Annotated in this window: 20 protein-coding genes; 5 read left to right on the top strand and 15 right to left on the bottom strand. The window is 54.9% G+C overall.

Annotated elements, in window-relative coordinates:
• Positions 1 to 51: 51 nt before the first annotated feature.
• Together sucC and sucD are read left to right on the top strand one after the other, a co-directional pair.
• Positions 52 to 1,218 carry an ADP-forming succinate--CoA ligase subunit beta gene (sucC, locus tag APU02_RS00200; RefSeq protein ID WP_042285338.1) on the top strand — a complete coding sequence of 389 codons (1,167 nt, stop codon included), beginning with the start codon at positions 52 to 54 and terminating at the stop codon, positions 1,216 to 1,218.
• On the top strand, positions 1,218 to 2,087 hold the full coding sequence (gene sucD / locus APU02_RS00195) for a succinate--CoA ligase subunit alpha (protein WP_042285336.1): 870 nt from the start codon (positions 1,218 to 1,220) through the stop codon (positions 2,085 to 2,087). The genes sucC and sucD overlap by 1 nt, the downstream gene beginning before the upstream one ends.
• A 163-nt stretch (positions 2,088 to 2,250) precedes the next feature.
• Here sucD and APU02_RS00190 read toward each other — a convergent pair whose 3' ends face one another.
• The 8 genes from APU02_RS00190 to otnK are packed head-to-tail and all read right to left on the bottom strand — an operon-like array spanning position 2,251 to position 9,026.
• Positions 2,251 to 2,907: an aspartate/glutamate racemase family protein gene (locus APU02_RS00190; RefSeq protein ID WP_060568880.1), complete on the bottom strand. Its 657-nt coding sequence runs from the start codon at positions 2,905 to 2,907 to the stop codon at positions 2,251 to 2,253.
• Positions 2,904 to 3,323, bottom strand: coding sequence for a heme-binding protein (locus tag APU02_RS00185; protein WP_042285329.1), 420 nt, complete (start codon positions 3,321 to 3,323; stop codon positions 2,904 to 2,906). Before APU02_RS00185 ends, APU02_RS00190 begins: the two co-directional genes overlap by 4 nt.
• Positions 3,324 to 3,329: 6 nt before the next feature.
• A complete protein-coding gene (locus APU02_RS00180) occupies positions 3,330 to 4,676 on the bottom strand; it encodes a bile acid:sodium symporter family protein (protein ID WP_060568879.1) in 1,347 nt (448 codons plus the stop codon).
• Between the two features lie 24 nt (positions 4,677 to 4,700).
• On the bottom strand, positions 4,701 to 5,510 hold the full coding sequence (locus tag APU02_RS00175) for a 3-keto-5-aminohexanoate cleavage protein (RefSeq protein ID WP_060568878.1): 810 nt from the start codon (positions 5,508 to 5,510) through the stop codon (positions 4,701 to 4,703).
• Between the two features lie 36 nt (positions 5,511 to 5,546).
• Positions 5,547 to 6,323 carry a TIM barrel protein gene (locus APU02_RS00170; protein WP_060568877.1) on the bottom strand — a complete coding sequence of 259 codons (777 nt, stop codon included), beginning with the start codon at positions 6,321 to 6,323 and terminating at the stop codon, positions 5,547 to 5,549.
• Entirely contained in the window at positions 6,304 to 7,110 is an 807-nt protein-coding gene (locus APU02_RS00165) for a DeoR/GlpR family DNA-binding transcription regulator (protein ID WP_060568876.1), read from the bottom strand. The genes APU02_RS00170 and APU02_RS00165 overlap by 20 nt, the downstream gene beginning before the upstream one ends.
• Positions 7,111 to 7,119: 9 nt before the next feature.
• Positions 7,120 to 7,764, bottom strand: coding sequence for an aldolase (locus tag APU02_RS00160; protein WP_042285314.1), 645 nt, complete (start codon positions 7,762 to 7,764; stop codon positions 7,120 to 7,122).
• Positions 7,761 to 9,026 (bottom strand): 3-oxo-tetronate kinase, encoded by a 1,266-nt coding sequence (gene otnK / locus APU02_RS00155; RefSeq protein ID WP_060568875.1) that lies wholly within the window; start codon positions 9,024 to 9,026, stop codon positions 7,761 to 7,763. The genes APU02_RS00160 and otnK overlap by 4 nt, the downstream gene beginning before the upstream one ends.
• Before the next feature lie 370 nt (positions 9,027 to 9,396).
• Between otnK and APU02_RS27100 the strand changes: the two genes are divergently transcribed.
• On the top strand, positions 9,397 to 9,615 hold the full coding sequence (locus tag APU02_RS27100) for a PocR ligand-binding domain-containing protein (RefSeq protein WP_060568874.1): 219 nt from the start codon (positions 9,397 to 9,399) through the stop codon (positions 9,613 to 9,615).
• The gene (locus APU02_RS26780; protein WP_343285940.1) at positions 9,537 to 9,926 is read left to right on the top strand and encodes a PocR ligand-binding domain-containing protein; all 390 of its coding nucleotides are present in this window, start codon (positions 9,537 to 9,539) and stop codon (positions 9,924 to 9,926) included. The genes APU02_RS27100 and APU02_RS26780 overlap by 79 nt, the downstream gene beginning before the upstream one ends.
• A 283-nt stretch (positions 9,927 to 10,209) precedes the next feature.
• On the opposite strand, the gene cobA is transcribed toward APU02_RS26780, so the two are convergent.
• Positions 10,210 to 10,989: a uroporphyrinogen-III C-methyltransferase gene (gene cobA, locus APU02_RS00140; protein WP_060568873.1), complete on the bottom strand. Its 780-nt coding sequence runs from the start codon at positions 10,987 to 10,989 to the stop codon at positions 10,210 to 10,212.
• Positions 10,990 to 11,394: 405 nt separating this feature from the next.
• Here cobA and APU02_RS00135 point away from each other — a divergent pair, with 405 nt between their 5' ends.
• Complete coding sequence (locus APU02_RS00135; RefSeq protein ID WP_042285301.1) at positions 11,395 to 12,303, top strand: LysR family transcriptional regulator; 909 nt, start codon at positions 11,395 to 11,397, stop codon at positions 12,301 to 12,303.
• Between the two features lie 61 nt (positions 12,304 to 12,364).
• Here the strand turns inward: APU02_RS00135 and cobO are convergent, their stop codons facing one another.
• From cobO to APU02_RS00105, 6 genes are all read right to left on the bottom strand, one after another.
• Positions 12,365 to 12,967 carry a cob(I)yrinic acid a,c-diamide adenosyltransferase gene (cobO, locus tag APU02_RS00130; protein WP_042285298.1) on the bottom strand — a complete coding sequence of 201 codons (603 nt, stop codon included), beginning with the start codon at positions 12,965 to 12,967 and terminating at the stop codon, positions 12,365 to 12,367.
• A gap of 9 nt (positions 12,968 to 12,976) precedes the next feature.
• A complete protein-coding gene (locus APU02_RS00125) occupies positions 12,977 to 14,629 on the bottom strand; it encodes a class I fumarate hydratase (protein WP_060568872.1) in 1,653 nt (550 codons plus the stop codon).
• A gap of 102 nt (positions 14,630 to 14,731) precedes the next feature.
• A complete protein-coding gene (gene glsA / locus APU02_RS00120; protein ID WP_060568871.1) occupies positions 14,732 to 15,733 on the bottom strand; it encodes a glutaminase A in 1,002 nt (333 codons plus the stop codon).
• 117 nt (positions 15,734 to 15,850) lie between these two features.
• A complete protein-coding gene (locus APU02_RS00115) occupies positions 15,851 to 17,164 on the bottom strand; it encodes a dicarboxylate/amino acid:cation symporter (RefSeq protein ID WP_042285290.1) in 1,314 nt (437 codons plus the stop codon).
• A 166-nt stretch (positions 17,165 to 17,330) separates the two neighbouring features.
• Positions 17,331 to 17,651 (bottom strand): DUF4387 domain-containing protein, encoded by a 321-nt coding sequence (locus APU02_RS00110; protein ID WP_060568870.1) that lies wholly within the window; start codon positions 17,649 to 17,651, stop codon positions 17,331 to 17,333.
• Entirely contained in the window at positions 17,648 to 19,018 is a 1,371-nt protein-coding gene (locus APU02_RS00105) for an acyclic terpene utilization AtuA family protein (protein WP_060568869.1), read from the bottom strand. The genes APU02_RS00110 and APU02_RS00105 overlap by 4 nt, the downstream gene beginning before the upstream one ends.

Genomic DNA, 19,018 nt, shown 5'->3' with positions numbered 1-19,018 from the left:
TCTGGTCTACGGGTTTAAAGATAACGATTACCTGAAGGATGGACAGAACACATGAACTTACATGAATATCAGGCAAAACAACTTTTTGCCCGCTATGGCTTACCGGCGCCGGTGGGTTATGCCTGTACTACTCCGCGCCAGGCTGAAGAAGCGGCATCGAAAATCGGTGCCGGTCCGTGGGTAGTAAAATGTCAGGTTCACGCTGGTGGCCGTGGTAAAGCGGGCGGTGTGAAGGTCGTTAACAGCAAAGAAGAGATTCGCGCGTTTGCTGAACACTGGCTGGGCAAACGCCTGGTGACCTACCAGACAGATGCGAACGGCCAGCCGGTTAACCAGATTCTGGTTGAAGCGGCGACCGATATCGACAAAGAATTGTATCTGGGCGCGGTTGTTGACCGCAGCTCCCGTCGCGTGGTCTTTATGGCCTCTACCGAAGGCGGCGTGGAAATTGAAAAAGTGGCGGAAGAAACCCCGCACCTGATCCATAAAGTGGCGCTCGATCCGCTGACCGGACCGATGCCGTATCAGGGACGCGAGCTGGCGTTCAAACTGGGTCTGGAAGGCAAACTGGTGCAGCAGTTCACCCGGATCTTCATGGGCCTGGCGACCATTTTCCTGGAGCGCGATCTGGCGCTGATCGAAATTAACCCGCTGGTTATCACCAAACAAGGCGATCTGATCTGCCTCGACGGCAAGCTGGGCGCTGACGGCAATGCGCTGTTCCGCCAGCCGGATCTGCGCGAAATGCGCGACCAGTCGCAGGAAGATCCGCGCGAAGCGCAGGCTGCGCAGTGGGAACTGAACTACGTGGCGCTGGACGGCAATATCGGCTGTATGGTGAACGGCGCGGGTCTGGCGATGGGCACCATGGACATCGTTAAGCTGCACGGCGGCGAACCGGCGAACTTCCTCGACGTGGGCGGCGGCGCGACCAAAGAGCGCGTGACCGAAGCGTTCAAAATTATTCTCTCTGACGACAACGTGAAAGCCGTGCTGGTTAACATCTTCGGCGGTATTGTCCGTTGCGACCTGATCGCAGACGGTATTATCGGCGCGGTGGAAGAAGTGGGCGTTAACGTGCCGGTGGTTGTGCGTCTGGAAGGCAACAACGCCGAACTCGGCGCGAAGAAACTGGCTGACAGCGGCCTGAATATTATTGCAGCGAAAAGTCTGACGGATGCAGCTCAGCAGGTTGTTGCCGCAGTGGAGGGGAAATAATGTCTGTTTTAATCGATAAAAACACCAAGGTTATCTGTCAGGGCTTCACCGGTAGCCAGGGGACGTTCCACTCCGAACAGGCGATCGCTTACGGTACGCAAATGGTTGGCGGCGTCACGCCAGGTAAAGGCGGCACCACCCATCTGGGCCTGCCGGTGTTCAACACCGTGCGTGAAGCGGTAGAAGCAACAGGTGCGACTGCCTCTGTGATCTACGTTCCGGCTCCGTTCTGTAAAGATTCCATTCTGGAAGCGATCGACGCGGGCATTAAGCTGATTATCACCATCACCGAAGGTATCCCGACGCTGGATATGCTGACCGTGAAGGTGAAGCTGGACGAAGCGGGCGTGCGCATGATCGGGCCGAACTGCCCGGGCGTGATCACCCCAGGCGAATGCAAGATCGGCATCATGCCGGGCCACATCCATAAGCCGGGTAAAGTGGGTATCGTTTCCCGTTCCGGTACGCTGACCTATGAAGCGGTTAAGCAGACCACCGATTACGGCTTCGGCCAGTCCACCTGCGTGGGCATCGGCGGCGACCCGATCCCGGGCTCTAACTTCATCGACATCCTGAAGCTGTTCCAGGAAGATCCGCAGACTGAAGCGATCGTGATGATCGGTGAGATCGGCGGCAGCGCGGAAGAAGAAGCGGCTGCTTACATCAAAGATCACGTCACCAAGCCGGTTGTGGGCTATATCGCCGGTGTGACCGCGCCGAAAGGTAAGCGTATGGGTCACGCAGGCGCCATTATCGCCGGGGGTAAAGGCACGGCGGATGAGAAATTCGCTGCGCTGGAAGCCGCAGGCGTGAAAACGGTTCGCAGCCTGGCCGATATCGGCGAAGCGCTGAAAGCTGTCATTAAGTAAAAGCAATAAAACAGCCTAACCCCTGCATTTACCCGTGATGCAGGGGAAAGGGCTGGTCCATTTTCGACATGGTTGGCCATCTGATGATGGCCTTTTTTTTGCCTGTCTGTTTGCCGGATGGCGCTGGCGTTTATCCGCCTACGGGGAGTGTTGACTTGCCAGGTTATGCGCTTTCCGCCAGTGTTTTCAGCCAACGGATCCCGCTTTCCGGAGAGGTCATCACCGGGACGGGCGGCGACGGAAGCTGTTGCAGAACGCGCGCCATCGACGCTTGCGCCAGCATAACCACATCAGCCTGTTTATACGCGCTGTGCAATCCTTCGCTGACGATGCGATCGTGGGTTTCCATATCGCCCGCCAGCAGGGCATGGAAGGCCTCTTCCATCAATATCGGCGTCACGGTGCATTGCTTACCACTGGCCTGTACTTTGCGCTGCACATACTCCAGCGTCGGTTTCATGGTCGTGGCGACGGTGGCCAGCACGGCAATATTCTCACCCAGGCTAATGGCTTGTTCCACCATCGCGCAGTCGATACGCGCAAGCTGCAGCGGCGTCATAAACTGACACTGTTCAACCGCCGTGCCAATGGACGAACAGGCGGTGATGAGAATCTCACAATCCGCTTTTTCGGCTATGTGGACGTAGTCGGCAATGCGTGCCGCAATGTTCCGCGTCACGCCTCCGGCCTTCATCACCTGCTTAATCATCGACTCTTCGACCAGGTGCATTACGTCCGCTTCTGGCATGATGTCGCCGATCAGTTGCTGCATCATGGCGAGCGTGGCGGAACTGGTGTGAAGCATAGCGATCTTTTTCATTCTGCGATCTCCTTGAGCAAACATTCGGCAACGGCCATGGCCGCATCGTGATCTTCCTGGGCGGACAGTCCACCAATCGCAACGGCCCCCACGCATTTACCGTTGTGAAGAATCGGTACGCCGCCGGGCAGGGCGGTAAATCGTGGGTCAGCAAAGTAGCTGATATCCAGTGACTCATCTTGCAGACGTTGCAAAAACGCCTGAGTTGTGCAACCTAAACGGCTGCTGGTGCGTGCTTTGCGCTGCGTCAGCTCAATGGTCAACAGTTTGGCGTTATCCATACGGGCAAAGCTCAGTAACTCGCCGTGAGCGTCGCATACCGCCACGCTGAGCGGACGTTGCGCATAACGGGTGTCGGTGAGATCGAGCGCGCTGTCTACCGCACGTCGTGCCTGTTGCAGGGTTAAAGTCATCATGGTGAGTTATCCTTTTGACAGAGGTTCTGATACCGGCTGAGCAGGCGAACACTCGCTCTGGGCCTGCGCCTGTCGGGCATCCTTTTTGCGCCAGTAGTTAGCCAGCAGCGAGCCGCTGACGTTGCCAAGCGGCGTCATGACCGCAGAGGCGAGACCAACGGTGGCCAGTTTTCCCATCGCGGCGGCAAGACCTGATGCCATCCCGCCGTTTTGCAGGCCGACTTCGAAGGCTACCGTCCGGGCGGACTGAACATCCATGCGGAAGATCCAGCGGCTCATCAAATAGCCAATCAGGAAGCCGCCGAGGTTGTGCATCAGCATGGCGAAGCAGAGCAAGAAACCGACCTGAACCAGGTTGTCGCGCCCGGCCGCCGCTGCCGTAGTGGTGAAGAAAATGATGCCCATCATCGAGATGGTCGGCATGATCTTCTTGACGCCGGCCACGCGTCCATACAGCCAGTTATAGAACAGCGCCCAGATGATCCCGCCTGCCACAAAGTTCAGCACCACTGCATACATTTGCGCGTCGGCGCTGGCGCTGCCAAACAGCGTGTTCCAGCCGCCGGCAAGCATATACAGCAGCCAGATGGCGCTGATCCCGGCCAGCGTTTGCACGGTACGACGCCCCTGCACGCCGGCATAGGTTTTCAGGTAGTCATGTAAAATCGCCGCGCCAATCGGGATCAACACGATTTTCACGACGTCCATCACCATCGCCGTAAGCTGGATGTCGATCATTGAACCCGCCAGCAGATTCACCCACAGCGGGGTCATGACCGTCGCCGCCAGCGTCGAGACGGCGGCGATCGAGACCGCCAGCGCCAGGTTGGCGTTGGCGATATACACCATGACGGTGGAGGAGAGCCCGCTGGGACAGGAACCAATCAGCAGAATCCCCACCGCCACTTCCGGCGGAAAGTCAAAGATCAGCGTGATGCTCAGGCCGAGCAGAGGCATGATGACGAAATGACAGAAGGTGCCGATAAACACCGCCCAGGGCATTTTAGCGACGTCGATAAAGTCCTGAATCGTGAGTTTGGTGCCCATACTGAACATGGTCGCCTTGATCACTAAAAAGACGATCCATTTATGGGTGATGTTGAATCCGCCCCAGACGATCAGATCGGTTGACCAGGTCATCGCCGCGACAAAGCCGGCAATGATCCACAGGGTAAACTGGTAGCTGCGAAGATTTGTCCAGTAGCCCGCGCCTGCCGCGAAGCCTGTCGTCAGCATCACCAGCCCCGGCTGCCAGAGGGCGGGAGACTGCATCAGCGCGCCAATTGCCGCCAGGGCGCCACCGACGATGCAGACGCCCAGTCCGGTTTTGTGAATAACGGTTGTGATAGTCATGGTGAAATGTCCTTTCTCTCGCTATTACTGCCGTGGTGGAATAGCTAACATTTGCCGCGCAATATCCGGCGTGGCGACCTTTTTATCCATACTGCGAATAAGCGTGGCGAGTTTTGCAACCTGCTGATAATTATGCTGAGCTTTCTCTTCGGCGCTTAAATAATAGCTGTCTTCAAAACCAATTCTTACTTCACTGGCGCCCATGCCGACCGCTGCCGCAATAATATCGAAATTCTTGCGGCCAAAATGGGTAATTCCCCATAAGGCGTCGCGAGGGATCATACTGCGCAAGGCAATTAACGCATCAACTGTCGCGGGTGAACTTCCACGGTGTCCGAGGACGATATTAAATAACATCGGTTTCTTGAACGGTATTTTTTCTTCCAGCGCCAGAATGTTATTAATCATGCCAATTTCGAAAACTTCAAATTCAGGAATAATGGAACGTTGGGTTATTTGTTGCGAACAATATTCGACGTCCGGTCCGGGATTAAAGTATACGGCATCGCCGAGGTTAACGGAGCCGACGTTCAGCGACGCCATTTCAACACCGGGACAGTCCAGTGGCGCGCAGCGCTCGGCAATCGACATGGCGGAGACGCCACCGGTTGAGGCCTGAATAATCAGGTCGGAATGGCGCATGACGTGGTCGATCGTCGCCTGAAAATCGGTGGTGTCCGGCGTCAGGCGCCCCTGCTTATCGCGAACGTGTAAATGCACGATGGCTGCACCATGTTCGACGCTTGCCAGTATTTCCTGCGCCAGTTCTTCAGGTATAACTCTGGGGCAATCCGCGGCAACGGGTGCCAGCGAAATAATAACAGTATCCGACATGTGTTCCTCCGGTTTTCCGGTACAGAGATATTAAAATTATAAGTACGGTGTTATCCAACGTAACGATTCGGGCCCTGGTGTTGACGGTTTATATTCACAACCTATCCAGCCCTGATAGCCTGTTTGCTTAATAAATTCAAAAAGCCATGTTTCATTTAATTCTCCCGTTCCCGGTTCATGGCGACCGGGTACAGAAGCAATCTGAAAGTGTTTAATGAACGGTAAATAATGTTCAATAAGATGCGTAACATTACCGTGTATTTTTTGGCAGTGGTAAATGTCAAACTGTAAGCCGATATTTTTTCTGTTCACTTCGCGAATAAGACGTTCAGCCAGTGGAAAGCTATCGACAAAATAACCAGGCATATCGTCCGGGTTCAACGGTTCAATCAACACGTCGATATCGGCCCCGACCATGACGTCGCAGGCGATACGCAGTCGGTCGGTTAATTGCTCATACTGGGCGTTGGCGGAAAGTCCAGCCACGCGCAATCCGGCCATGACGTGCACCTTGCGACAGCCCAGTGCCGTGGCGTAATCGCGGGCAATCAGCAGACTACGATGAAATTCCTCGTCACTGCCTGGCAGGGAGGCCAGTCCGCGTTCACCGGCTTGCCAGTTACCCGCCGGCGCATTCATCAACGCCACCGGCAGGCCGGTTTCCCGTTGCGCCGCCAGCAGCACCTCCAGCGGATGCTGCCACAGAAACAGCCCTTCAACGCCGTGAAAACCCGCCGCCTTTGCGGATCGAAAGCGCTCCGCAATGGGACGTTCGCAAAACAGCCAGTCGAGGTTAGCCGCTAACTTCAGCATGATGCGTTCCCTCCCGGCAATCCACCAGGTGTAGTTTCACGCCCTTGCTGGCAATAGTATCCTGCGCTACGTCGGGCAACCGGTTGTCCGAAATAATGTCGGTCAGTTGATCCAGCGAGCAGATGTGGAACATTCCGTATTTGCCAAATTTACTGCTGTCGCAGACCAGCACCCGACGGCGGGAGACGGTGAGCACCGCCTCTTTCACCGAGGCTTTGCCTTCACTGGGGGTCGACATTCCACGTTCGGTATCCCACGAGGACGAACTGAGAAACGCCACGTCGATGTTTATCGTGCGCAGAAAACTGGCGGCGCTTTTCCCAAGGCATGAGCGGTTGCGCTGATCCACCAGTCCGCCGGTGTGATACAGCGTGATGTGCGGCATATCCATCAGGTAGTGGCTGATGGAAAAATCGTTCGTCACCACCGTCAGGTTGAAGCAGTGGCTGGCGGCGACGGCTTTCGCCACTTCAAACAACGACGTTCCCGCATCGAGATACAGCGTTTGCCCTGGCTCTATCAGCATCGCGGCAAGTTGCCCCATCCGTCGCTTCACGTCATGATGCAGCTCAGCCTTTTCCCGCCACGGTAGCTCCGATTTCAGCAGATTGTTGAGTTTCACCCCGCCATTGATCGAGATGACTTTGCCTTCTTCCTCCAGCAACTGAATATCGCGGCGCACGGTCATGTGCGACACGCTCATCAGATCCGCCAGCTCATTAAACGAGGCAACGTTTTTTTCATGCACGTAGCGGTAGATAAAATCACGTCGTTGTTCGGGGATCATCCTCTCACCTCATGCTCGCCGGGATTGTTCGAGTTCAGCTACTGCTTCCGCCGTTAGCGGCACGTAGCCGAGTGGTTTTAAGGTCAGCCAGATGCGGGCGCTGTCTTCCAGCTCTTCGGCATTAAACACCGCCTCACGAAGTGAGCGACCACTGACTACCGGACCGTGATTTGCCAGGAGCGCGGCAGTATGGTCCGCCGCAATCTCGCTGAGTGCGCTGGCAATACCCTCATGACCGGGTTTGAAATAGGGCAACAGAGGCAACTGCCCGACGCGCATTACGTAGTACGGCGTTAACGGCGGCAGACAATTTTCCGGTGTGCTGCATGGCAGACAGGAAAGGGCGGTCAGCCATGGCGAATGCAGATGAACCACCGCGCCGCAGGCCGGACGATGACGGTACCAGGCCAGGTGCATGGGCACTTCTTTTGACGGTTTATCGCCACTGAGGTAAACGCCGTTGGCATCCAGTTTACTGAGCGTCGCGGCGTTCAGCTCGCCCAAACAGGAGTTGGTCGGCGTGACCAGATAGCCGCCGTCCGGCAGTCTTACGCTCAGGTTGCCCGAACCACCGCTGCTGAAGCCGCGCATAAACAGAGAACGACCGTAATGCACCAGCTGTTCGCGGAGTTGTTGTTCGTTAAGCTGACTCATAATGCAGACTCCTGCGCGGTGAAAAAGAAGTCTTCGTCACCGAAGTTGCCTGACTTCAGCGCCAGCGCGAGCGGCGGCTCGGCGGAGAACACCCATGGCACGCCGGGCGCGATGGCTTTGCCGACCGTCAGTCTCGTCACCTGTAACGCCTCCACTACGGTGCCGGACGTTTCACCACCGGCGACGATAAAACCGGTTACGCCCGCGGCCTGCAGTTTGGCCGTCAGTCTGGCAAAAGTTTGCTCAATCGCCCGGCTGGCGCGCTGCTCGCCGTACTCCTGTTGAATACGTTTCAGCGCTTCCGGCGGCTGGGTAGCGTAAATCAATGGAGCGAGCGCGTCATCGACATGAGTCATTGTCCACAGCGACAGCTCGTCACTGTAACGCTCTGCGTCTGTCAGGCAGCGCGCTACGTCGAGTAGAAGGGAAGCGGCCTGTGCTTTATAGCGATTCACCTGGCGGTTGCTCATGGTGGAACAACTTCCGGAAAAAACCACCGTTTTGGCCGGCAGCGGGAAGGGATGTACCGCTTCCCGCCCACGCTGTGACGCAGCGCAAGCGGCCAGTGCGCCACCCAGGCCGGAACCGCCCGCCAGCAGCGGTGTATGACGTAAGGCCTGAGCGAGGGTCTGCAGATCGGCTTCGCTAAAGGTATCCGCGATCACGTGACGTACACCTTCAGACTGGCAGCGTTCCAGCGCGTGAGTGACCGCTTCCACACCTTTCTGTATCGTGCGGAGGTCAATGCGCCCGACAGCGCTGGCAGTTTGCGCTGTGAGCAGGCGAATCAGGTTCGCATCGGTCATTGGGTTGAGCGGATGTTTCTCCATGCCGGATTCATTCAGTAATACGCCATTCACAAACAGATAACCGTGAATCACCGTACGTCCGTTTTGCGGCAGGGCTGGGCAGTGAACGATGTACGGCGCGTGCATTGCTTCCATCAGCGCATCGCTGACCGGACCGATATTCCCGGCGGGGGTGGAATCAAAAGTGGAGCAATATTTAAAGTAAATCTGCCGCGCACCTGCCGTGTTGTGCAGCCATTGCCAGCAGCGTAATGATTGATCGATGGCCTGGTCAGCCGGTAGAGAACGGCTTTTCAGCGAGATGACAATCGCGTCGACCTCTTCATTCCAGGGCAGGGCGGCGTCTGGCATCCCGGGCAGCAGCGCGACCCTCCAGCCTTGCTCAGCCATAAAACTTGCTATATCCGTTGCGCCAGTAAAGTCGTCGGCGATAACACCTGTCGTGACGGGCATACATCCACTCCGTTCAGATTATCTTGTCATTGAGCCTATTATTCAGGAGGGCGTTTCACATTCACATGATGATTCTCACAAATAAGCACATCATAAAATCGTATGAAATTTTTTTAACTAATTGAAAATAATATATAAAGTGATGAGTGGTATTGAAATGAAGCTCACAGGGAGATGTGAAGATTCGTTAATCTTTGGGAAAAGTTGTCACAGCAGTCGGTGGTCTGGTTTCGAGGGCGCGGGGACGCTCTTGCAATTTGATCATAATCACCTGAATAAATAAGATTATTTTTTGCGGTCAGGGTCATTTTTTCACCTGGACAAATTAAGCATAGTAGCGACGTTATCCAGGCCACTGACGGAGCGTAACGTGCCTCAGCATATTCAGGACGATGTCTTACACACTTTTTACTCACTGGCAGAGGTGTGTTCTAAGGCGACCGGACTCGCCGCCGTGGTGGTAGACATAAATGGTCTGGAAATCTCTGCCTGTCATAATTTTAATTCGTTCTGTTCATTACTGCGCGCCAATCTGCAATACCAAAAACTTGTCAAAAACGTGATAAATATTGTGCTTTTGAAGGGGTAAAAGAAGAAAAAATCAGAATACTCTGCTGTCATGCCGGGTTGAGTTTTTTCTCTATGGCGTTAATTCGTCAGGGGCATCTGCTGGGATTTATTATTTGCGATCAGGCGTGCGCAAAGTATCCGGAATATAAAACTATTGTCATCGATGACGATCGGCAGTGGGCTTTCGATCCTAAAATTAAATCAGCCTGGAATCAGATCGCGATTGTAGAAAATAATCATCTGGTGGCAGCGGCAAACCTGCTCAGCTTTATTATTAACAATCTCAATCCGGTTCAGCGTAAAACGGTGGACACCGCTGATGCGCAGTAGAACGACCTGCGTCTGTCAGCAATGGAACTTTCTCGCCACGAAAAGAAACGGGTCGCCGCACATGTCTGTTTAAGCGCCAACTACTTTAGCCGTTTCTTTAAGAAACGGCAGGGAGCGAATTTTAAAACCTGGGTGAGCCAGAAAAAATGCAGCGGGCGAGTGAGTTGCTGTGCGATCCGTAGAACTCTATCGACAGCATCGCCCGGAAACTTCAGTATGCGCAGACGAGCTATTTGTGTCGGGTGTTCCGGGCGGCTCACCAGACGTCTCCGCAGTTATGCCGTCATGAACACCTTTCGCTGTAGGCGCGTTCCATCACCTCTGGAATAAAAGAGAGTCGGTCGCTCAGACGGACAACATCACCAACCACAATCAGTGCCGGTGGCACAATATTCGCTTCCTGCGCTTTCGTGAGTAATGTACCGAGCGTACAGGTTAAGCGCCGCTGATTGTCCCGGGTAACTGACATCACAATCGCCGCGGGCGTGTCCGGTGATTTGCCTCCCATTAGCAGTTCTTCACAAATAAATGGCAGGTTTGCGATCCCCATAACAATCACCAGCGTGCCGTTGAGCTTCGCCAACTGCCGCCAGTCCTGCTGCTGATTACCTTCGCGGGTATGTCCTGTCACAACATGAAAACCCGATGCCAGATCGCGGTGGGTCACCGGGATCCCGGCGCAGGCCAGCCCGCCAATGGCGGAACTGATCCCCGGCACCACTTCGAAGTCAATGCCTTCTTCGACCAGACATTCCACCTCTTCGGCACCGCGGCCAAACACGTAAGGATCGCCACCTTTCAGGCGCACAACGTTCCGCTGTGCTCGCGCATGCTGGATAATCAGGGCATTGATCTCCTCCTGAGGAACACTATGAAAGCCCGGACTTTTGCCAACGTTGATGCAGGTACAGCTCGCTGAGCACCACTCAAGCATTTTAGGATTGACCAGCCGATCGTAAATGATGACATCAGCCTGTTGAATACACTGCAGGGCTTTAAGGGTCAGTAAGCTGATATCACCAGGGCCTGCACCAACCAGCCAGACTTTTCCGGAGTTTTTCATATGTCGTCCTTAATTATTGTCGGGAAAAACGGTAAAAAGAGTAAAAGCAGATAAAAAAACGTCATCGTTTGCTTATCGTTTAGTGAGCTGAATTCTCCTGAAATAATAAGTAAATAATATTGATTAAACCCGCAAAGTTTTTTCGCCAATAAACAAGTTATCTTGAAAAATTATTAAGAACTTATTGGCGCTATTTGTCGCATAATAACCTTATTTAAATTGTGTTTATGGCCAGTTTTGCGTATTATTGGTTATTATTTGTTCGACTCCTGTGTGAATAAACCATGGAGTGGATCAATGACATACAGGTAGGAAATAAAATATAACTCTTAGGCCAATCGGGAGTCGGTTGCATTTATTTTTTATAAATTAAACTATTTTTGTACGCGGCATATGGAAGACGTTATGAGAGGAAAGATACCAAAGACTGAATTACTGGTGACGTTTGAAGTGGTGGCACGTCATGAAAGTTATACGCGTGCGGCGGAGGAGTTAGCATTAACGCAAAGTGCTGTATTTCGCCAGGTGAATGCACTTGAGGATTTTCTGCATACTGCATTATTTAATCATGCCAAAAAGCGGATTTTTTTAAACGAGGCCGGGAAGCATTATTTGAGCATTGTTAAGGAAACGCTCAATAAACTTGAGCGTGATACTAATACCATTATGACCTGGCAGCCCACGGTCGAAGTCATTGAACTGGCGGTCAACCCGACCTTCAGCACCCATTGGCTGATCCCCAATCTGCGTGAATTCAACAAACTTAACCCCGATATTATCGTTAATATTCACTCGCTGGCGAACATGGGCGATTTCCTCAACCGTGAATATGATGCGGCCATTATGCGTGAAGACTTCTGTTCGCCGTGGTCAGAAGTGGAGTATCTGTTCGAAGAGGAAATCCTCCCGGTTTGTAGCGGCAGTCTGCTGTCACAGCCTAACCAGAAATTGGCGGTTGAAGAGTTGCTCAATGAGTTTCCCTTGCTGCATCAAAGTACGCGAATTAACGGCTGGCAGGAGTGGTTTGCCCTGTCAGATGTCAGTAGCCCACGGGTCAACAAAGGCCCGCGTTTTGATCTGCTGTCGATGCTGATCGCCGCGGTGCGATCGAATTTGGGGGTTGCGCTGCTCCCACGGTTTGCGATCCAGCACGATCTGGATAACGGTGACATGGTGATCCCTTGCGATGTGCCCATGCGCACGGGTAATCGTTTCATCATGACCTGGCGGGAAGAAAAAGCGGAATCCCGTCATTTACAGGTTTTCCGCGAGTGGCTGTTACAAAAATCGGTGGTATCTCACCTGGAACGCTGACGGCGGATGACGGGCAAACGGGAAGCCGGATAAGCGCATGCGCCATCCGGCAACGATGTGACTACCAGTCAATGCCCACCTGCGCCTGAATACCGCTGTCAAAAGCATGCTTCACCGGGCGCATTTCACTGACCGTATCCGCAAGATCCAGCAGCCGCGCGTGGCAGCCGCGACCGGTGACGATCACGCTCTGCTGCGCCGGACGCGCCGTTATGGCGGCGATCACCGCGTCGGTATCAAGATAGTGATACGCCAGCATATAAGTGAGTTCATCCAGCACCACCAGATCGTACTGCGGGTCGGCCAGCATCCGCTGCGCTTCTGTCCAGACGACAAGCGCCGCCGCGATATCCGCCTCGCGGTTTTGCGTTTCCCAGGTAAACCCGGTACCCATAATGTGGAATTCGACGCCCAGCGGATGCAGGGTGTTGTATTCGCCATTGTCCCACTGGCCTTTGATAAACTGCGCGACGCCAACGGTTTTACCGTGGCCGACAGCGCGCGTGACGGTGCCGAACGCGGCGGTGGATTTCCCTTTACCGTTGCCGGTAAAAACAATCAGGATCCCTTTTTTCCCGGTGGCCGCGGCGACCCGGGCCTCGACCTGTTCTTTCAGCTTTTGCTGGCGCTGGCGATGCCGCGCATCGTTGGCTCGCGTTTCCATAGACGCTCCTTAGTGCCCCGCCGGGCAGGTTGCGCACCGGTGCTGCTGCTCAAACTGACTGAAGAAGTTATTTCCTTTGTCGTCAACCAGCACGAAAGCGGGCAGGTTTTCAACCTCCATCATCCAGACCGCTTCCATTCCCAGTTCGGGATACTCAAGGCAGCGCAGGCTTTTCACATACTGCTGCGCCAGCAGAGCTGCGGCACCGCCAATGCTGCCGAGATTAAAGCCGCCGTGTTTGTGGCAGGCGTCAGTAACCTGCTGGCTGCGGTTGCCTTTGGACAGCATGATCAGGCTACCGCCCGCCGCCTGGAAAGCGTCGACGTAACCGTCCATGCGCCCGCCGGTGGTTGGCCCGAGCGAGCCACAGGCCATATTGTCCGGCGTTCTGGCCGGACCGGCGTAATAGACAATGTGGTTACACAGGTACGCTGGCAACGGTTCGCCGCTGTCGAGTCGTGCTTTGATTCTGGCGTGCGCAATATCGCGGGCAACCACGATCGGACCGCTTAAGGAGAGGCGGGTACCGACGGGCAGTCGGGACAGATCGTGCAGAATTTCTCGCAGGGGACGGTTCAGCTCCAGCTTCACGGTCTGTGCGCTGTTCTCCACGCGACAGGACTCAGGAATAAACTTGCCTGGATGATGTTCCAGTTTTTCCAGCCAGATACCGTGTTTGTTTATTTTTGCTTTGATATTACGGTCCGCCGAGCAGGAAAGGGCCATCGCGATCGGACAGGAGCCGCCATGGCGCGGCAGACGGATAACGCGAATATCATGCGCGAAATATTTACCGCCGAACTGCGCGCCAATACCAAATTCACGGCTGGCGTTGAGCAGGGTCGTTTCCAGCGCCGTATCGCGGAACGCCTGCCCCAGTTCGTTACCGTGAGTGGGCAGATTGTCGTAATACTTCGTCGAGGCCAGCTTCGCGACCTTCAGCGCCTGATCCGCTGACAGACCGCCGACCACAAAAGCGATGTGGTACGGCGGACAGGCGGCGGTACCGAGTGATTTCATTTTTTCTATCAGGAAGGCGGTCAGTTTTTCCGGTTGCAGAAGCGATTTGGTCTCCTGGAACAGTGCGGCTTTGTTGGCCGAACCGCCGCCTTTGTTGACGAAAAGGAAATGGTATTCGCTGCCCGGCGTGGCGCTGATATCGATCTGTGCGGGCAGGTTGGTCTCGGTATTCACTTCGCGATACATATCCAGCGGCGCGTTTTGGGAATAGCGCAGGTTATGCTCCTGAAAGGTGGTGTAAATGCCTTTGCTCAGCGCTTCGGCGTCATCGCCGCCGGTCCAGATCCGTTGCCCTTTGCTGGCGACTACCGTCGCGGTACCGGTGTCCTGACAGTTTGGCAGTACGCCTTTCGCCGAGACCTCGGCATTACGTAGCAGTTGTAGCGCGACGTATTTATCGTTACTGCTGGCCTGCGGGTCGTGCAGAATGCTGGCAATCTGTTTCAGATGGCTGGCGCGCAGGAAGAATGACGCTTCATAAAATGCCTGCTGCGCCAGCAGCGTTAACGCCTCCGGCGCCACTTTGATCACTTCCTCACCGTCAAGCTCGCTTACCGTAATATGCTGATTACTGAGTAGTTCATATTCTGTGCTTTCTTTGCTTTGTACAAAGAGTTCCTGCCAGACAAAGGGTTTAGACATAGGACTTCTCACCTTTCTGTTTTTTTGCCGGATGGCGGCGTTTGAACTGCAAAAATGAACGAGTCGTAGGCGGATAAGCGCAAACGCCATCCGCTACGGGGTTTAACGTGTCATAAAAAGATTGGCCTGCGTGGCGTTAGCAACATAGTGGATGGTTTGCTGTGCGCGAACGCTGTTACCCGCTTCATCCAGCGGCGGCGAATAGACGGCAATGGCGTATTGTCCCGGTACGACCGCAACCATGCCGCCGCCCACCCCGGATTTCGCCGGAATACCGACGGTATAAAGCCATTTGCCGCTGCCGTCATACAGTCCGGCAATCGCCATTTCCGCCAGCACCTGCGGTACATAGCGTACATTCAGAAGCTGCTTGCCGTTGAAGGGGGATTTACCGTTATTGGCAAGCACCGCGCCCATTTTGGCGAGCTGTTCAACGGTGACATCCACCGAACACTGGCGGGTATAAATCTCAACGGCCTCGTCGGTATCGCCGTAGAGGCTGCCGTATGACGCCATCAACGCTGCCAGTGCCTGATTGTGCTGGTTGGTTTCCATTTCCGAGGTGAATACCGGTTCATTGACGGTGAGGGTTGCATCGGCCCAGGCATTGAGGTTGTTGAGAATTTTGTTCCAGCGGTCCGTTTTGTCTTTCGCGTCAATCAGGCTCACGGTGCTGATAGCGCCCGCGTTGACCAATGGATTCTCCGGCGCGCCTTTGGTCAGCTCGACAGCAAGGCCGGAGTTGAAGGGCAGGCCAGTCGCGTTGGCGCCGAGTTTCTCCAGCACCACGTGCGGGCCATGCTGTTCCATGGCCAGTGCCAGCGTGAACACTTTGCTGAGCGATTCCATCGGAAACGCTTTTTTCACATCGCCCGTCTGGTAAATTTTACCGTCCACCGTGGCGAGGGTAATGGCGAAATTAGCGGGGCTGTAGGTTGCCAGCGCAGGAATGTAGTCGGCGACTTTTCCGTCTGCGTTACTTTTGAATTTCTGGTGCGCCTGTTCAATCAGCGCGGCATAGTCCGGCGCAGGCTGTGCCAGCACAGGGGCGTTGAAATACAGGCTGGCGATAATGATAGCTGAGCCAAAAAGTTTCACGTTCATGGTGCAATCTCGCTCGACAAATTACGCCGGAAGACGGCGTTGCGCCTTATCCGGCCTGGAAAAATGTGCGATTCGCAGGCCGGATAAGCAGTGGCGTCATCCGGCATTGTTGCGCGCTCAGGACATGGCCACTTCTGACGGCTCAGTCGCTGGACGTTCCTGCTCGGGGGCCTTAACCGGCGCGGGCGCGGTGCCGCGACAGCCTTCACCGAAGTGCTCGCCTTCCCAGCGGCCAACGATCGCCGCGCCCATTGCGTTACTCATCACGTTGGTGGCGGAGCGGCCCATATCGAGGAACGGATCGACGCCCATCAGCAGGATCAGCCCCGCTTCAGGGATGTGGAACTGGTTGAGGGTGGCGGCAATCACCACCATTGAGGCGCGTGGAACGCCCGCCATGCCTTTAGACGTGAGCATCAGGATCAATAGCATGGTGATTTGTTCGCCCATGCTCAGCTCAATGTTGCACGCCTGGGCGATAAACACAGTGGCAAACGAGCAGTAGGCCATGGAACCGACAAGGTTAAAGGAGTAACCAATCGGCAGGACGAAGCTGGCAATTTTGGACGAGACGCCGAATTTTTCCAGTTTGTTCAGCGTGCCGGGGAAGGCGGCCTCTGAGCTGGAGGTGGTAAAGGCCAGCAGCGCCGGTTCGAGGATGGATTTGGTCAGGCGGCCAATGCACGGACCGACAAGCATTGCCGACAAGCCAATCAGGATTGCCCACAGCATCCCCAGCGTCAGGTAGAACTCGCCCATAAAGATCCCGGCGCTCACCATGACGCCCAGTCCGCGTTCGGCAATCAGGCCGGAGATCGCGGCGAAAACCGTCAACGGAGCGAACAGCATGACATAGCCGGTCAGTTTAAGCATCACGTGAACCAGCGAGTCGAGCACTTTGACGATCGGTTCCGCTTTTTCGCCTATCGCCGCGAGGCTACAGCCGAGGAAAATGGAGAACACCACGATTTGCAGGATCTCGTTACGCGCCATCGCATCCACGATACTGGTGGGCACCGCATGGGAAATAAACACCTTCAGAGTAAACGGTTCTGACTGGACGGCGGCTACGGCGCCCGCGTCGTGGGCGACAAAGTTAATGCCTGCCCCCGGCTGGAACAGGTTGACGATCACCAGACCCAGCGCAATTGACAGCAGCGAAGCGCAAATAAACAGAAAAAAGGTTTTTGAAAAGATACGTCCGAGCGTCTTTGCGTCGCCCATTTTGGCGATACCCACCACCAGCGTTGAAATAACCAGTGGCGCGATAATCATTTTAACCATGCGCAGAAATATGGTGGTAAAAATAGAAATTTCCTGCGCATAGGTTTTTGCAGTATCGGCTGATGCCATATTATTAATAGCCACCCCGGCAATCATGCCGAGAATCAGGCCTAATATGATCATTTTGGTCAGACTTATTTTTTTCATTTTCACTCCATCGGATACGGATAAGGGTTGGCGGCAGCAGGAGAAGGGGCGTCCGCACCGCAGCAGCAGCAGCCGGACGCCAACCTGTTGTGACCAACCATTTAAATAAACTGGAATACAGTGATACAGCGAAACCCTGTACGCCGGTGGATGTTATTGTTATTAATTACTCAAGGTCGAATGTAATATTTAACAGCGGGGCATGTTGCTGTGCGCCATAAACATCATTGTCGCCAACATTGCCGGAAATAATATCGCGAGGCATGACGATTTTTACCGCATTCGCCGGGTCAAACCAGACAATGCGATGAATAAAGTCAGGCGCCACGTTATACAGGCCGGCAATTAACTGTGGCGTTAATTGCTCTGAACGTTTAACCCGCTGATAGTCTTCACGTGTTTTAAATAAAATATCTAACACCAGTTCGTACGGCCCGGCATTTTTAGAGCGAATCACCTGAGCCAGGGTGCAAATAGGGTATTTCATGCCGTTACTCCTTCTGGCGTCACCTGCTCGAGGCGGAAGTCAAAACGCAGATCGTCGCTCGCTTCAATCAGATGATAGACCGAGAACTCATACACCGGCCCGCTCTGGATATCGGAAGGCGAGAACGGGAAGGCGAGGTTGCCCGCGGTGGCGATCCGGTTTTCATAGCCGTAGTGGAGCAGGGTAGAGCGCACCAGCGAACAGACGCTGTTGGCGATATCCTGGGTCGGCGCCACCACATCCAGCAGAATGCCCAGCTCATGCCCGGCGGTGTTGACCGGCTCATGGTTGCCCATCACGCCGTTTTTGCCGTACAGGTGAAACGTCATGCGAATGCTGTCGTCATTTAGCGAGAGGTTTTGCGCCACGCTGGCTTTCACGTCTTCCAGAATGGTATCAATTCCGGCAATCATGATCGGATCGCGCGTGCCGGCGATGGTCAGGCAGCGGAATCCTACCTGGCGCGCCCCTTCCAGCTTCAGCGCATACGGCGTGGTTTCGTGACGTGAACCGCTAACGTACACCTCGCCATCGTTGACCGCTTTAAAATGACAGCCTTTCAGATTCAGCACCCCGCCAGGCCCCGGCAGGCTGTAAGGATCGGACTTCTCATACAGGGTGTGCGCCGCGGCTGAGGTTTCGGTGAACTTCCGCTTCGGGTTGAACGTTTTCAGGGTGAAGCCGTTGTCGTCAATGATCCCCATCGCACAGTCGGAACCGGACCCCGGCGTGGCGGCAATCGCCGCGCATTCAAGGATTTTCCCGCAATGCAGCGCCAGGCCTTCATCGAATCCCTGCATAATGGGCAGGGCTGCGAAGCACGCCGGATCGTAAGCACGTCCCCCCAGCACGACCTGCGCACCGGCGGCGAGCGCACGCTGGAAGGGCTCTACGCCCATTTGCGCCACGATGTAGGTGCTCTCTTCAATCGCCTCATGGGTGAGTTCGGGAACGAAATCCAGCGCGGTGATCTTGCCGTTGTCCAGCGCCGCATGCACGATCGCTTTATCGACATCCGCAGGGATCAGCGCCAGCGAGAATGACAGGTTTTCTTCCTGCGCGATCTCGAGGATTATCTGGCGGCACCATTCCAGATGCGGCGCCGCGCCGGACCCCCCGGCGGTGCCAATCACCACCGGGATGTTGTTTTTCACGCCAGCGACGATCATATAGCGCAGATCGCGCTTCACGCCGGCCCTGTCGGTAAACGGTTTACCCGCCCCCAGGTAGTGGGGGCCAGGATCGGAAGAACCCGCGTCAACGGCGATCAGATCCGGTGACGCTTCCATGGCTTTGCGAAAACTGTCTTCCGGGAAGCCATAACCGAGAATGGCCGTCGGTGATAAGATCTTAAAAGTACGGGCCAT

The sequence above is a fragment of the Citrobacter sp. 50677481 genome (assembly GCF_001463265.1).
Classification (GTDB): domain Bacteria; phylum Pseudomonadota; class Gammaproteobacteria; order Enterobacterales; family Enterobacteriaceae; genus Citrobacter_A; species Citrobacter_A sedlakii.
The sequence above is the reverse complement of the archived record's forward strand: the minus strand, read 5'-3'. Positions and strand labels throughout refer to the sequence as shown.

Coding starts and splice junctions, on each gene's coding strand:
- sucC (WP_042285338.1), top strand. CDS start 52: ATGAACTTACATGAATATCAGGCAAAACAACTTTTTGCCCGCTATGGC.
- sucD (WP_042285336.1), top strand. CDS start 1,218: ATGTCTGTTTTAATCGATAAAAACACCAAGGTTATCTGTCAGGGCTTC.
- APU02_RS00190 (WP_060568880.1), bottom strand. CDS start 2,907: ATGAAAAAGATCGCTATGCTTCACACCAGTTCCGCCACGCTCGCCATG.
- APU02_RS00185 (WP_042285329.1), bottom strand. CDS start 3,323: ATGATGACTTTAACCCTGCAACAGGCACGACGTGCGGTAGACAGCGCG.
- APU02_RS00180 (WP_060568879.1), bottom strand. CDS start 4,676: ATGACTATCACAACCGTTATTCACAAAACCGGACTGGGCGTCTGCATC.
- APU02_RS00175 (WP_060568878.1), bottom strand. CDS start 5,510: ATGTCGGATACTGTTATTATTTCGCTGGCACCCGTTGCCGCGGATTGC.
- APU02_RS00170 (WP_060568877.1), bottom strand. CDS start 6,323: ATGCTGAAGTTAGCGGCTAACCTCGACTGGCTGTTTTGCGAACGTCCC.
- APU02_RS00165 (WP_060568876.1), bottom strand. CDS start 7,110: ATGATCCCCGAACAACGACGTGATTTTATCTACCGCTACGTGCATGAA.
- APU02_RS00160 (WP_042285314.1), bottom strand. CDS start 7,764: ATGAGTCAGCTTAACGAACAACAACTCCGCGAACAGCTGGTGCATTAC.
- otnK (WP_060568875.1), bottom strand. CDS start 9,026: ATGCCCGTCACGACAGGTGTTATCGCCGACGACTTTACTGGCGCAACG.
- cobA (WP_060568873.1), bottom strand. CDS start 10,989: ATGAAAAACTCCGGAAAAGTCTGGCTGGTTGGTGCAGGCCCTGGTGAT.
- APU02_RS00135 (WP_042285301.1), top strand. CDS start 11,395: ATGAGAGGAAAGATACCAAAGACTGAATTACTGGTGACGTTTGAAGTG.
- cobO (WP_042285298.1), bottom strand. CDS start 12,967: ATGGAAACGCGAGCCAACGATGCGCGGCATCGCCAGCGCCAGCAAAAG.
- APU02_RS00125 (WP_060568872.1), bottom strand. CDS start 14,629: ATGTCTAAACCCTTTGTCTGGCAGGAACTCTTTGTACAAAGCAAAGAA.
- glsA (WP_060568871.1), bottom strand. CDS start 15,733: ATGAACGTGAAACTTTTTGGCTCAGCTATCATTATCGCCAGCCTGTAT.
- APU02_RS00115 (WP_042285290.1), bottom strand. CDS start 17,164: ATGAAAAAAATAAGTCTGACCAAAATGATCATATTAGGCCTGATTCTC.
- APU02_RS00110 (WP_060568870.1), bottom strand. CDS start 17,651: ATGAAATACCCTATTTGCACCCTGGCTCAGGTGATTCGCTCTAAAAAT.
- APU02_RS00105 (WP_060568869.1), bottom strand. CDS start 19,018: ATGGCCCGTACTTTTAAGATCTTATCACCGACGGCCATTCTCGGTTAT.